This window comes from Streptomyces sp. B5E4 (assembly GCF_039871555.1).
Classification (GTDB): Bacteria; Actinomycetota; Actinomycetes; order Streptomycetales; family Streptomycetaceae; genus Streptomyces.
Genome location: NZ_JBDPMI010000015.1, coordinates 186895 through 198834 on the forward strand (window position 1 = coordinate 186895; position 11940 = coordinate 198834).

The 11940-nt window shown below is 72.8% G+C and carries 14 protein-coding genes and 2 pseudogenes; 8 read left to right on the forward strand and 8 right to left on the reverse strand.

Translation table 11 applies throughout. The features are described from left to right. Window positions 1–68: 68 nt before the first annotated feature. From ABGA99_RS20815 to ABGA99_RS20825, 3 genes and pseudogenes are all read left to right on the forward strand, one after another. Window positions 69–395 (forward strand): annotated as a pseudogene (locus ABGA99_RS20815) (helix-turn-helix domain-containing protein); the annotation flags it as partial. A 300-nt stretch (window positions 396–695) separates the two neighbouring features. Further along, a complete protein-coding gene (locus ABGA99_RS20820) occupies window positions 696–1613 on the forward strand; it encodes a GNAT family N-acetyltransferase (protein WP_347583175.1) in 918 nt (305 codons plus the stop codon). A gap of 283 nt (window positions 1614–1896) precedes the next feature. Next, the gene (locus tag ABGA99_RS20825; protein WP_347583176.1) at window positions 1897–2595 is read left to right on the forward strand and encodes a hypothetical protein; all 699 of its coding nucleotides are present in this window, start codon (window positions 1897–1899) and stop codon (window positions 2593–2595) included. Here ABGA99_RS20825 and ABGA99_RS20830 read toward each other — a convergent pair. Beyond that, entirely contained in the window at window positions 2573–3568 is a 996-nt protein-coding gene (locus ABGA99_RS20830) for a WYL domain-containing protein (RefSeq protein ID WP_347578978.1), read from the reverse strand. The genes ABGA99_RS20825 and ABGA99_RS20830 overlap by 23 nt on opposite strands. Before the next feature lie 62 nt (window positions 3569–3630). Between ABGA99_RS20830 and ABGA99_RS20835 the strand changes: the two genes are divergently transcribed. Together ABGA99_RS20835 and ABGA99_RS20840 are read left to right on the forward strand one after the other, a co-directional pair. Beyond that, entirely contained in the window at window positions 3631–4026 is a 396-nt protein-coding gene (locus ABGA99_RS20835; RefSeq protein ID WP_347578977.1) for a RidA family protein, read from the forward strand. 71 nt (window positions 4027–4097) lie between these two features. Continuing rightward, window positions 4098–4433, forward strand: a complete 336-nt coding sequence (locus ABGA99_RS20840; protein WP_347583177.1) for a hypothetical protein — start codon at window positions 4098–4100, stop codon at window positions 4431–4433. Here ABGA99_RS20840 and ABGA99_RS20845 read toward each other — a convergent pair. After that, the gene (locus ABGA99_RS20845) at window positions 4423–4950 is read right to left on the reverse strand and encodes a DUF1062 domain-containing protein (protein ID WP_347578975.1); all 528 of its coding nucleotides are present in this window, start codon (window positions 4948–4950) and stop codon (window positions 4423–4425) included. The two genes, ABGA99_RS20840 and ABGA99_RS20845, sit on opposite strands and share 11 nt — an antisense overlap. A 401-nt stretch (window positions 4951–5351) precedes the next feature. Here ABGA99_RS20845 and ABGA99_RS20850 point away from each other — a divergent pair, with 401 nt between their 5' ends. Further along, a complete protein-coding gene (locus ABGA99_RS20850) occupies window positions 5352–6251 on the forward strand; it encodes a GNAT family N-acetyltransferase (RefSeq protein WP_347583178.1) in 900 nt (299 codons plus the stop codon). Between the two features lie 58 nt (window positions 6252–6309). Here the strand turns inward: ABGA99_RS20850 and ABGA99_RS20855 are convergent, their stop codons facing one another. Together ABGA99_RS20855 and ABGA99_RS20860 are read right to left on the reverse strand one after the other, a co-directional pair. Next, the gene (locus ABGA99_RS20855; protein ID WP_347578973.1) at window positions 6310–6819 is read right to left on the reverse strand and encodes a DinB family protein; all 510 of its coding nucleotides are present in this window, start codon (window positions 6817–6819) and stop codon (window positions 6310–6312) included. A gap of 66 nt (window positions 6820–6885) precedes the next feature. Further along, window positions 6886–7482 (reverse strand): hypothetical protein, encoded by a 597-nt coding sequence (locus tag ABGA99_RS20860; RefSeq protein WP_347583179.1) that lies wholly within the window; start codon window positions 7480–7482, stop codon window positions 6886–6888. A gap of 140 nt (window positions 7483–7622) precedes the next feature. On the opposite strand from ABGA99_RS20860, the gene ABGA99_RS20865 reads away from it, so the two are divergent. Then, the gene (locus tag ABGA99_RS20865; RefSeq protein ID WP_347583180.1) at window positions 7623–8897 is read left to right on the forward strand and encodes a glycosyltransferase family 4 protein; all 1275 of its coding nucleotides are present in this window, start codon (window positions 7623–7625) and stop codon (window positions 8895–8897) included. A gap of 22 nt (window positions 8898–8919) precedes the next feature. Here ABGA99_RS20865 and ABGA99_RS20870 read toward each other — a convergent pair whose 3' ends face one another. Further along, window positions 8920–9165, reverse strand: coding sequence for a DUF397 domain-containing protein (locus ABGA99_RS20870; RefSeq protein ID WP_347583181.1), 246 nt, complete (start codon window positions 9163–9165; stop codon window positions 8920–8922). After that, complete coding sequence (locus tag ABGA99_RS20875; RefSeq protein ID WP_347583182.1) at window positions 9162–9998, reverse strand: helix-turn-helix transcriptional regulator; 837 nt, start codon at window positions 9996–9998, stop codon at window positions 9162–9164. Before ABGA99_RS20875 ends, ABGA99_RS20870 begins: the two co-directional genes overlap by 4 nt. A 102-nt stretch (window positions 9999–10100) precedes the next feature. Between ABGA99_RS20875 and ABGA99_RS20880 the strand changes: the two genes are divergently transcribed. Continuing rightward, complete coding sequence (locus ABGA99_RS20880; RefSeq protein ID WP_347578968.1) at window positions 10101–10562, forward strand: ATP-binding protein; 462 nt, start codon at window positions 10101–10103, stop codon at window positions 10560–10562. A gap of 192 nt (window positions 10563–10754) precedes the next feature. Here the strand turns inward: ABGA99_RS20880 and ABGA99_RS20885 are convergent, their stop codons facing one another. Both ABGA99_RS20885 and ABGA99_RS20890 read right to left on the reverse strand, forming a co-directional pair. Then, window positions 10755–10937, reverse strand: coding sequence for a WD40 repeat domain-containing protein (locus ABGA99_RS20885; protein WP_347583183.1), 183 nt, complete (start codon window positions 10935–10937; stop codon window positions 10755–10757). 32 nt (window positions 10938–10969) lie between these two features. Further along, a pseudogene (locus ABGA99_RS20890) lies at window positions 10970–11124 on the reverse strand (helix-turn-helix transcriptional regulator); the annotation flags it as partial. Window positions 11125–11940 lie beyond the last annotated feature (816 nt).

An 11940-nucleotide genomic window follows, 5' to 3' on the forward strand; every position in this document is an offset into this window, starting at 1 on the left:
GGTGGTTACCCTGGGGTGAGCGAGCACGTCGGCGGGGGTCCCGGGGTGCGGAAGTGGGAGGGGAGAGCATGACCACGCTGAACCGGCCCGGTGCACCGGACGGCCACGTCTGCGGCATCGACGCCGCGATGGAGATCATCGGCGGGAAGTGGAAGGTGCTGATCCTCTGGGCGCTCGACGGCCGCCCGACCCGCCGCTTCGGCGAACTGCGCCGCCTGCTGCCGGGCATCACGGAGAAGGTCCTCGCCTCCCACCTGCGCGAGATGGAGGCGGACGGGATCGTCCGGCGGGTGTCGTACGAGGAGGTGCCGCCCCGCGTCGAGTACTCACTGACGGAGTCCGGCACGAGGCTGAACGCCGCGCTGGTACCGCTGGCGGACTGGGGCCGGGAGCAGGCCGCCGCGGCGCCGGCGGCCGATACCCGGGCGCCCGGGACGCAGGCCGCCGACGAGCAGGCCCCCGACCCGCAGGCCGCCGACGAGCAGCATCCCGACCGGCGCACCGCCCCCGCGCGGCGGTTCGCCGGGGAACGGGCTCCCCGCGCACGGCCCGCCGCAGCGCGAGACACCGACGCACCGGCCGCCGGCGACAAGCGCCGTGGCCCGCCCGCCACCCGCGTGCCGGTCGCCGCGCCGCCGACCGTCCGCGTGCCCGCCCCTGCCCCCGCCCGCGGCAGCACCGAGCAGGCCCGCTAGATGCGCCGTCACTCCCTCGCCCCGCCCTCCCCCGACCGCCTCACCGTCCGTCCCTCCGACCCCGCCGACGAGCCCGCCGCCCTCGGTCTCGTCAACGCCGACCGGCTCCCCGGTCAGCCGCCCGCCACCCCCGCCATGTTCGCCGACGCCCTCGCCGGGCGCTCCCGCGCCGACGCCGACTGGTGGGCCGAGCTGGATCCGCCCGTCACGGTCGTCGCCGCCGGCCCCGGCGGCGCCGTGCACGGCATCGTGTCGTACGCGCTGCGCCCCGAGGACGACACCGGCCTGATCCTCTGGGCCCACTGCGGCGAACAGCCCTCCGTCGCCCGCGCGTTGATCGGCCAGGCCGTCGCCGCCTTCGCGCACCGCGCCGTCGACGCCTTCCACATCACCTCGGCCCTCACCCTCGGCCTGGAGTGCCTGCCGGTACGCCACCGCCCCGCCACCCGCGCCGCCCTCGTGCGCGCCGGCTTCGCGGACGGCCGCCGCTGGCGCTACCTCCGCCGCGAGCTTCCCGCCCCCGAACTCCCCCGCGTCCCGGCCCTCCTCGTCGGCCCCGGCCCCGACGGCGACCCGCGCAAGCGGCAGTTGACCGTACGGGACGAGCGGGACGGCACCGTCGTCGCCGAAGCCCTCGTCGGCGCCCACGACGGCTACGGCGCCCTGTGGTGGATCGGCGTCGAGGAGCACGCCCGCGGCCGCGGCCTCGCCCGCCCGCTTCTCGGCTCCGCGCTCGCCACGCTGGCGGACGATCTGGGCGCCACGCAGGTCATCCTGCTGCTGGACGACGACGACACCGACGCCACGGCCCAGGACATCCAGGACCGCACGGCCGCGGCCGCGCTCTACGACCGCGCGGGCTTCACCGAGATCGACGTCCTGCACGCCTTCACCCGCCCCCGCACCGGCCCCGCGTGACGCAGGCCGCAGCGCGACCCGCCCGGAGCCGCCCCGCACACGGGCCGAAGGCCCCGTCGCGTTCCACAACCCGTCAGGGGCCCCGCCCCCCGTGCGGGGCCCCTGACGGCGCTCACCGCCTGCGTCGGGGACGAGGCCGCCGTGGTTGTCCCACGCGACGGCCCCGGCCCGTGCCGGTCCGGGGGAGCGGACCGGCTTCGCCGAGCGACGGGCGGAGCGCGACCGGCCCCCGTGACCAGCGCCGCCGCCGCCGAGCGGTTGCGGCGACTGAGACCGAGGATGTGTGCCGCGGCGCGAACCTGACAAGGCGGACGACGGCCCCGAGCCGCCGCCGCCCGCGGCCGCCCCGCGGTGGCGGTGGGCGGCCGGGCTGCTGGCGGCGGTGGGGCTCGGCGCCGGGGGCACGCTGGGCGTACAGGCGCTGCTGCCGGATAAGTCGGAGCCCGGCGAGCCGCGTGCGGCGGTCAGCGGCGATCCGCTGCCGGGGCCCGGTCTCAGGGAGCTGAAGGGCCTCAAGGCCGTGGGCAGTTGGGCGCAGCTTCATCCTGCCCGCAGCCCCGGGCTCTGTGTCACGGAAGGCTCCGACCGTACGGGCCGCTATCGCACGGCGGTCGCGGCCCAGCAGCCCTGCGGACGGGCCGTCGTGCCGCGGGTCTACCTCGAACCGGTCGGCGACGGCGCCGTACAGATCCAGTGGCACCACCCGGAGCACGGCATCGGCTGCCTGACCGCCATGCGCGAAGGCCCCGGCCGCGGACTGCTCGAACCCCGCGACGCCTGCGCCGACGACGACCCGGCGCAGCGCTTCCGCCTCGAAGCGGCCGGCCAGGGGGCGGACACCCCCTTCCGCATCCTCCCGGGTACCGGCGCGTGCCTGGCGCCGCGCGACGAAGACACCGCCCCCGGCGCCGAGATCGTCCAGGCCCGCTGCTCGGACGCGGCGGACCAGGAGTTCCGGATCAGCCTGACCCCGCCGCCGTAGCCGACCCGCCCGCGTAGTGGGCGGCGAGGGCCGCGGCGCGGTCGCGCAGGGCCGTACGCAGCCACTGCGGCGACAACGCCTCGGCGTCCGTCGCGAGTTGCCACACCGCCCACTCGGCGTGCCGCGCGTCCTGGAACGCCGCCTCCAGCCGCAGCCGCCCGTCCGGCTCCACGTCCTCGGCGAGCACCGCGAGCGCGGTGCCCACCAGCTCCTCGCGGCGCCGCGGCGTGATCCGTACCGTCACCGCGACCTGGTCCCCGCCGCTACGGAACCGGGCGCTCCGCTCCTGCCACGCCCGGTCCAGGTCGACGCGCTCGGGGCGCTGCGCCGGTTCGGGGAGTTCCTCCGCGGCGCGTACCCGCGAGAGCCGGTAGGTGCGGTCGGCGCCGTCACGGGCGGCGAGCAGGTAGCCCTTGTCCCGTACGGTCACCAGGCCGATCGGGTCCACCGTGCGCCACGCCGCGGCCCGCCCCTCGGGGGCGTAGCGGATCCGCAGCTTCCGCCCGGCGAACACGGCGCCGCGGATGGCGGCTATCACGTCGTCCGGTACCTCGTCCGCGGTGAGCGGGCGGGCGAGGAGGTCGGTCTCGGGGTCGACGAGGAGCCGTTCGGCCACGCCCGCGGCGGTGTCGCGGTAGCCGGGCGGCAGCGCGTCGACCACCTTGAGCATCGCCGACGCGAGCGCCGAGCCGAGCCCGAACGCCTGCGCGCCGCGCCGCGATCCGGCGATGAGGAGGGCGAGGGCTTCGTCGTGGTTGAGCCCGGTCAGCTCCGTACGGAACCCGGGCAACAGCGCGAACCCGCCGTGCCGGCCGCGCTCGGAGTGGACCGGGACCCCGGCCGCGGACAGCGCGTCGATGTCACGCAGCACGGTGCGGGTGGAGACCTCCAGCTCACGCGCGAGCGTGGCCGCGGAGAGCCGGCCCCGCTGGCGGAGCAGCAGGACCAGCGAGACCAGACGATCGGCGCGCATGCGAAAAAATCTAGCAGGATATACGACACAGGATGTCGTCATTCGTTGCGAGGCTGACGCCCATGGAACGTACAGCGATAAACCCGGTCACCTGGTCGACGGAGATGGGCTTCCACCAGGGCGAACTGGTCTCCGGCCACACCCGCACCCTCTTCGTCTCCGGCCAGACCGCCATGAGCCCCGAGGGCAGGCCGCAGCACGCGGGCGACATGGCCGCACAGCTCACGCTCAGCCTGGACAACCTGGAGGCGGTCCTCGCCCAGGCGGACATGTCCCTGGAAAACCTCGTCCGCCTCAACGTCTACACCACCGACGTCGACGTCCTCTTCCAGCACTACGGCGAGTTGGCCGCCCGCCTGGCCGCGGCGAAGACCGCCCCGGCGACGACGATGCTCGGCGTCACCCGCCTGGCGATCCCGACCCTCCTGGTGGAACTGGAGGCCACCGCCGTCGCGTAGCGCGTCCCGGGACGGATCCCCGGCCGGCCCTGGCACGCCGGCCGCCGAGCCGGACCGGGAGGCGGGCAGCGATGAGCAGTTGCTTCGGTTTCGTTCTGGTCCTCGGCCTCGCCTTCGCCGCCGGGTTCGGCCTGGGCGGCGGCTGGGGCCGGGGACTTGCTGCCGTGGGGCTGGGGATCGTCCTGATACTGCTGTACAGGCACCGCTGTCTGCTCGGCTCGGTCCGGGTCCTCCGCGCCCACCTGCGCCACTACGGCGGCGGCGCGGACGGGTTGAAGGTGCGCTGGGTGCGCATCGAGGGTGTCGCCGGACTCGACACGGGGCCCGACGGCCCCGCGCCGCTGATCCCCGCTCCCGGTGGCCCGCGCCGGACGCGCCACCGGGAGCGGGGGACGCTCAGCGTTTGAGGGTGAAGGTGAAGTCGCCGGTCACTTTGGCCGTGAGGCGGATCGCCGAGAGGAGCCTCCCCTCGTCGATCAGGCGCTCCGCCTCGGCTCGCGTGAGGTCGCAGCCGTCCGCGATCAGCCGCACCGGGCGGACCGGGATCCGGGCCGCGAAGCGCACCGTGACGTCGATGACCTCGCGGTTCAGGTGGTCCGTGCCGCCCGTGTCCAGGCGCCAGGCGCCCGTCCAGTCCAGCGCGATGCGGTTGCGGCGCCGGAGGGCCGGGTCCTGGAGCAGGGTGGCGGCCAGGTGGATGTCGTCGTGGTGGAGCCGGGCCAGGAGTTCGGGGCGTACGGAGCGTACGTTCACCCGCTCCAGGACCGTGAGCTTCGCGGTCTCCCCGCAGCCCGTACAGAGCGCGAGGAGCCAGACGTCGAGGAGCTTGTGGTGGGCGTTGACGCGGAACTTGCCGTTCGCCCGGAAACGCCCGGACGCGCACGCGTGACAGCGGCGGCGGACGAGCGGCAGGCAGGTGGGCATGACCAACCAGTCTGTGAGCACAGAAGTACACCGGTATCTGTGTGAGAAAACCGCAGCAAAAAGCAGCGCGACGGCGCCCGCACGGAGCGGCGCACGACGCGCGACCAATCAGCGCTTGGGAGGTCTCACACGGTGTACAACGGCACGCCCTTGCCTCGACGACTCGGTCGCGGTCACCGTACGGGCGCGGGGCGGCGCCGCTCCACCGGTTTTCCCGGCCCGGAAAACCGTGGACGAACCGGCGGTGATCACCTACTGTGTGACGGCACGCCCTGAGACGGACGGAAGGAGGCGAGTGCCGTGACGTTCACCCTTACCCGGCGCTCCCCTCGTCCGCAGTCCGGCGTGGTTCGTAAGTCCTGACGGGAGCGCGCCGTACAGCACGTATCCCGGAGGATTCCATGACCGATACGGTCATCCGTGCGCTCACCGAGAGCGACGCCCCTCTCTTCGACGCCCTGCCCGACCCCCTCGGCGCCCGCGAAAGCCACCGCCGCACCCGGTTCCGTACGGAATGGAAGCGCGTCGCCCTGCGCGACGGCCGGGTCGTCGCCCGCGGCGCCTGGTGGGGCGGCCCCGACGACGCGGAGCCCCTCAGCATCAACTGGTTCGACGTGGCCGAAGGCGAGGAGGAGGCGGGGGCCCGGCTCCTGCGCTCCGTGCCCTGGCGGGTCGAACTCGAAATCAACCTGCCCGGCGACTGGCGCGACGACCCCGCCCTGCGCGCCGCCGCCGACACCCGCTTCGCCGCCGCCCGCGCCGCCGGGTACGAACTCCTCGTCGAGCGGTTCCTCTACCGCTGGACCCCGGACCACGGCCTCCCCGAGCGCCCCGGGCGGCTGCGCTTCCGCGCCGAACCCGACGACAGCGTGTTCTTCGACGCCCTGCGCCGCATCCACTCCGTCACCCTGGACGCCCACGCGCTCAAGGCCATCGAGGAAGGCGGCCTCGACCAGGCCGCCCGGGAAGAACTCGACTTCTTCCACTGGTGCCCCTCCCCCCGCCAGTGGTGGCAGACCGCGTACACGCCCGACGGCGAGCTGGCCGGAATCCACATCCCCGCCCACAACCCCTCAGGACCGACCATCGGCTTCATCGGGGTTCTGCCCGAACACCGCGGCAACGGCTACGCCTACGACCTCCTCGCCGACTGCACCCACTTCCTCGTCGAGCAGGGCGCGGAGTTCATCAGCGGCGCGACGGACCGGGGCAACTTCCCCATGGCCGCGAACTTCGCCAAGGCCGGCTACCCCGTCGTCAGGGAACGCATCAACTTCCACCCGGCGGACCCGAAGGCGTAGCCCGGGAGGCTGGGGCCCGGCAGGAGGCCGGGCCCCACGCCCCTCGGCGCCCGCGGGCTCAGGCGCCCACGGTCCCGTCGATGCCCTCCCGCAGGAAGTCCGCGTGCCCGTTGTGGCGGCCGTACTCCAGGAGTACGTGCACCATCACCATCCGCAGCGACACCTCGCCCTCCCACCTCGGCTGATACCCGGTCCGATCCAGGGAGGCGGCCGCCCGCTCGATCCGGCGCGAGTGCGCCACCTCGGCCTCCCAGGCGCCGAACGCCTCGGCCCTCGTCGACCCGCTCGCGTCGTACGCCGCCTGGAAGTCGATCCGGTCGGACCAGACCATGGGCACGTCGTGGTCCTCGAACACGCGGCGGAACCACGCACGTTCCACCTCGGCCATGTGCCGGACCAGACCGAGCAGCGAGAGCGTGGACGGCGGCATCGACCGCCGCCGCAGCTCCTCGTCGCTCAGCCCCGCGCACTTCATGGCGAGGGTGGCGCGGTGGTAGTCGAGATAAGCCCGCAGCGTGTCGCGCTCGCTTCCCGAGCGGGGCGGTCCCACACGGTTGTCACCGGTCACCGGCCGTACTCCTCATCCGCCTGTGTTCCGTTCCGAGGGCCCAGTATCTCCTCGGACTCACGGCGGCTAGGCGGCGCGGGGCGGTTCCTCGGGCCGGTCGGCGGGGGGTTCCGCCTCGCCGGGGGGCCGGGCGGGGGATTCCGCCTCGCCGGGCCGCCGGGGCTTGTCGGTGGTGGAGACGACACGACGGTGGGCCTCGGTCGTGGTCCCTTCCGCGGTGACGGGGCGGCGGCGCTGCTTGCCCCAGACGACCACGCCGATCAGCATGAGCGCGGCGCCGATCACGGCGTTCGCCGTCCCGACGTCCAGACCGGTGCCGTCGGTGTTGACCTTCAGGCCGCCGACCAGCTGGCTTTGCCGGAGCATCCACAGCGCGGTGATGAAGAGCACCAGCAGGGCGGCGAGGACGACGAGGACGCGCGAGCGCGCCAGCATCCCGTAGACGGCCACGAGCGCGGCGAACGCGAAGGGCAGGAAGATCGACCCGAAGAGCTGCGCGCGGGTGTCCGAAATCCCGTCGAAGACGCTCCCGAGCGCGTAGAACCGACCGTCCCGGCCGTTGTACCAGGGCAGCCAGACACTCCAGACCACGCCCACCACACCGGCGAGGACGAGGACGGATCCGACGATGTAGCGCTTGTTGCGCGCGGTGTTCTCCAGCATCTTCGTACTCCTCCGATGCCGTAGTCCCCCATCCGACGCTACGTCCCACACGCCCCTCCCGCCACCGGAAGAACAGAAGGGGCCTCTGCGGCGAAGAACTAGCGTCTTGTTCGACTACATCTGGGGGGCACGGACCACGCATGCGTATGTCATTCCTGCTGCACAATACGTACGGAATCGGGGGCACCATCCGTACGACCTTCAACCTCGCGCGGGCCCTGGCGGAGCGGCACGACGTGGAACTCGTCTCCGTCTTCCGGCACCGCGACGAGCCCATGATGGAAGCGCCGGAGGGCGTCCCCATCCGCACGCTCGTCGACCTGCGCCGAGCAAGCCCCGACTACGCGGGCGACCTGCCGGACCACCGCAAACCGGCCCGGGTCTTCCCGCGTGGCGACGGCAGACACCGGCAGTACAGCAAGCTCACCGACGACCGCATAGGGGCCTACCTGCGCACGGTCGACGCCGACGTCGTCGTCGGCACCCGCCCCGGCCTCAACGTCCACCTCGCCCGCCAGACCCGCCGCGGCCAGGTCCGCGTCGCCCAGGAGCACCTGACGCTCGACGGCCACGGCGGGCGCCTGCGTCGCGAACTCGGCCTCCGCTACGGCCTCCTCGACGCGGTCACGACGGTCACCGAAGCCGACGCCCACGCCTACCGCACCCGCCTGAAGTTGCCCGGCGTCCGCATCGAGGCCGTCCCCAACAGCGTGCCGACGCCGGCCGTCGCCCCCTCGGACGGCAGCGCCAAGGTCGTCGTCGCCGCCGGCCGGCTGACCCGGGTCAAGCGCTACGACCTGCTGATCGAGGCCTTCTCCAGGGTCGTCGCCGTCCGACCCGACTGGAGCTTACGGATCTACGGCAGCGGCGACCGGACCGGCAACGAGCGCGACGCACTGCGCGCGCTCATCGCGGACCTCCAGCTCACGGAGCACGTCTTCCTCATGGGCAACGCGAACCCCATGGAGAAGGAATGGGCCAAGGGCTCCCTCGCCGCGGTCACATCGAGCAAGGAGTCGTTCGGCATGACGATCGTGGAAGCGATGCGCTGCGCGCTGCCGGTCGTCGCCACCGACTGCCCGCACGGGCCGGGCGAGATCATCGAAGACGGCGTGGACGGCCGCCTGGTCCCGGTCGGCGACGCGAACGCCGTGGCGGAGGCATTGCTTGAGCTGATCCAGGACGACGACCTGCGCCGCCGCACGGGGGCGGCGGCGCGCGCCGCCTCCGCACGCTTCGACCCGGCCCGGATCGCGGCCCGCCACGAGGCGATCTTCACGGAGTTGATCGAACAGCGCCGACCGGGCGGAGCACTCCGCGACCTGGCCCTACGAAGCCGCGGCACGGCCTACGGCAGCGCCTACGCCGCGCGGTACCTGGCTGCTACCGCCCTGTGCCGAGCCCGGAGGAAGTAGAGCTGGCGCTGGGCGGTTTTTGCTACCGGGGCAGGCTGGAGGCGAAGTCGGTGAAGGCCGACCAGGCGTCGGCGGAGAAGGTGAGCATGGGGCCGTCGGGGTCCTTGGAGTCCCGGACGTGAACGGCGGCGGGGGTGGCGGCGACCTCGACGCACTGGCCGCCGTCATCACCGCTGTGGGACGACTTGCGCCAGTCGAGGGCGACCTCGACGCACGCACCACCCTCGCCGTCGCTGTAGGTGCTCTTGAACCAAGTCGGCGTGCTCATTGCCCTCCCAAGAGCTTCTCGATGAAGTCCAGTGATTCGCGAGGCGTCAGGGCCTGCGCCCGAAGGATGCCATACCGCCCCTCGATGTCGCGGACCTTCTTCCGCTCGACGATCAGTTGGCTGGTGCTCTGCACTTCGACATACGCAATCCTGCGCTGCTCCTCAGTCTCAAGCAAGGTCAACGGACCCGCCAGCCCGGCGTGTTCTTCAACGTCCGTCGGCATGACCTGGATCTCGACGTGCGGCCGTCGCCCGATGAGGATCAGGTGCTCCAATTGGCCACGGAGCACTTCCTTTCCACCGATCGGTCGTCGCAGCACAGCCTCTTCCAGGACGAAGCTCAGCAACGGCGGAGGCTGACGGTCGAAGATCGCCTGCCGGTCGAGTCGAGCGGCCACTCGTTGCTGGATGGTGTCCTCACTTGCCGGTGGACGACGGGCGCCCATGACTGCACGGGCGTACTCCTCGGTCTGCAGGAGACCATTGATCACCTGCGAGTCGTACACCTGCAGTTCCACCGCCTCCTTCTCCAGGGCCGCGAAGTCCTCGAAGAACGCGGGATACCGGACCCGTAGCAGCTCCGGCTTCGCCACCTTCAGCAGCCCGCCCGCGTCCAGCGCCACGTCCACCTGGTCGACGTACTCCGGGCGCGGGATCCTCCGCCCCTGCTCGACCGCCCCGACCAGGTACTCGCTGTACCCGATCCGACCAGCCAACTGCGGCTGTGTGACGCCGATCCGCTCTCGGAGGATCTTCTGCTGCCGCCCGAAGGCGCGCAGGATCCCCGCCCCTTCGTCGTCCACCGGTCGACTCGGACGCTTGGATTCCGCCATACTGAATCGCCTCCCCACTCGCACTACGTGCCCGGTACAGCACTCTCCGTAGGCGCTGTACGCCTGGCCAGGGTATTCGCCTCACCGGCACCGTGGGGATCCATGAACACCCCAACGATTGCACGAGAACCGGAACGCGCCCCCGGCGCGCAACCAACCGCGCTCGCCCGGACGTTCGCGATGCAGTTCACGTCCAGCCGCCGTGGCGCCCGCCTTGCTCGTCTGCTTGCCGTGCAGCGGTTGGAGACGTGGGGCTTCCCCCGCAACGGGGAGGTGTCACTGACGGCAGAGACGGCGGTCGCGGAGTTGTGCGCGAACGCCGTGCTGCACGGCCGGGTCCCGGGGCGGGACTTCCACGTCGCGATGCGGCTCCGCGTCGACGGCGTGATCCGTATCGAGGTGGCCGACACCCGGCGGGAGCGGCTGCCGGCGCGGGAGCGGCCGTACGACGTGGAGGACGAGTGCGGCCGGGGGTTGCTGCTCGTAGAGGCGATGGCGGCCCGGTGGGGGGTGGCGGAACGGAGGGGCGTGGGCAAGATCGTGTGGTGCGAGCTCGACACCTGACCCGCCTACGCGGCCTCCATGGGCGGCAGTGCAGTCGACCAGTCGGCAAGGCCGACGGCGCGCCGCCTCCTCGGGTCTCTGGATCCATGACGCAGCATCGCTCCGGAGCGCAGGGCGATGAACCTCGACCCGGACGGCTACCTGGTGCACACCAAGGACCGCGTGGTCGAGACGGTCGACCTGCGGTGGTGATCACGGGTTCAGCGGCAGCGTGTGCTGCAGTCGCCCGCCTTCGGCGAGGCCGCGGAAGACCCGGCCGCGCGCTTCCGGCTCCAAGCGGTCAAGGTCGGGCTCGGCGGCCCACACTCGCGCGGTGCCGTCGAAGGAACCGGTGAGCAGGCGAGTGCCGTCACGGGACCACGCGACCGAGGCCACACTGTCCGGTGCACGTCCACGGTCGGCACGGGCTCGGCCCGCTCCACGAAGTCGGACGGTGGCATCCGGCGGCCGCCTTCGGTCGAGGCAACCGTGTGCTTCGAGTACCGCACGTGGTCCCGAGTTGCTCCCGACTCAACCCCGCTTGTTCGCACAGCACTCGGACCACCGTCCCGAAGGTCCTCATGCTGTCCGAGGGCTCCGGCTCACCCCCCAGCCAGTCGTCCCGCCCACATCCCCGGCCATCAGCAGCCACTCCCCGCTCACCCGGCCCGCCTCCCGAGCGGAGAAATGCGGCCGTAACTCGCGGTAACACCCCCCGATCCGCCCCGAATCAGGCCCTCAGCGCCGACTTTCGCCCCTCCAGACGCACCCACCCACCGCCAGCCGGCCGCCCCCTCCCCCAGGCCACCCGGAATGCGCGCCACCGCCAAAAACTCGCCACAACAGCGGCAAAAACCCAGGCAAAACGCCCCCGCAGCCCGACTTTCGCCCACCTACCACCACCCCGCCCACACCCCAGCCCGAAGCCGGGGACGAACCCACCCCGCCGAGCCAGCCGACAACTGGGCAGGAGACCCGGCTCCGCAAGCCACCGGCACAGGACCCACCCGCAGCACCAGCACGGGACCCGTCGGCAGCACCGGCACCGGGCGGGGTCACAGCCACCGGCCCAAGGCCCGCCCGCAGCCACCGGCCCAAGGCCCGCCCGCAGCCACCGGCCCAAGGCCCGCCCGCAGCCACCGGCACAGGGCCCGTCCGCGCACAGGGCGGGCCGGCTCCGATGGCCCGGCCCCCGTCCACCGGCCCACCGACCCGTACGCGCCTTCAAGGAGCGCCGCTCCCTCCGGGCCACCCATAGCCGCCGGTCTGTCACGGGCCGGAGTCCGCAGTCAAGGGTGGGGCGAAGCCCCATCGCGCAGCGACGCCCCTCGCAGCGAAGCGGAGAGGGACGCCCTTGACGGCGGACGCAGGCCCGCACACTCAGGAGTGGGGTGGCCCG

Coding starts and splice junctions, on each gene's coding strand:
- ABGA99_RS20875 (WP_347583182.1), bottom strand. CDS start 9,998: ATGGCGGAATCCAAGCGTCCGAGTCGACCGGTGGACGACGAAGGGGCG.
- ABGA99_RS20860 (WP_347583179.1), bottom strand. CDS start 7,482: ATGCTGGAGAACACCGCGCGCAACAAGCGCTACATCGTCGGATCCGTC.
- ABGA99_RS20880 (WP_347578968.1), top strand. CDS start 10,101: ATGAACACCCCAACGATTGCACGAGAACCGGAACGCGCCCCCGGCGCG.
- ABGA99_RS20835 (WP_347578977.1), top strand. CDS start 3,631: ATGGAACGTACAGCGATAAACCCGGTCACCTGGTCGACGGAGATGGGC.
- ABGA99_RS20840 (WP_347583177.1), top strand. CDS start 4,098: ATGAGCAGTTGCTTCGGTTTCGTTCTGGTCCTCGGCCTCGCCTTCGCC.
- ABGA99_RS20845 (WP_347578975.1), bottom strand. CDS start 4,950: ATGCCCACCTGCCTGCCGCTCGTCCGCCGCCGCTGTCACGCGTGCGCG.
- ABGA99_RS20870 (WP_347583181.1), bottom strand. CDS start 9,165: ATGAGCACGCCGACTTGGTTCAAGAGCACCTACAGCGACGGCGAGGGT.
- ABGA99_RS20820 (WP_347583175.1), top strand. CDS start 696: ATGCGCCGTCACTCCCTCGCCCCGCCCTCCCCCGACCGCCTCACCGTC.
- ABGA99_RS20830 (WP_347578978.1), bottom strand. CDS start 3,568: ATGCGCGCCGATCGTCTGGTCTCGCTGGTCCTGCTGCTCCGCCAGCGG.
- ABGA99_RS20865 (WP_347583180.1), top strand. CDS start 7,623: ATGCGTATGTCATTCCTGCTGCACAATACGTACGGAATCGGGGGCACC.
- ABGA99_RS20850 (WP_347583178.1), top strand. CDS start 5,352: ATGACCGATACGGTCATCCGTGCGCTCACCGAGAGCGACGCCCCTCTC.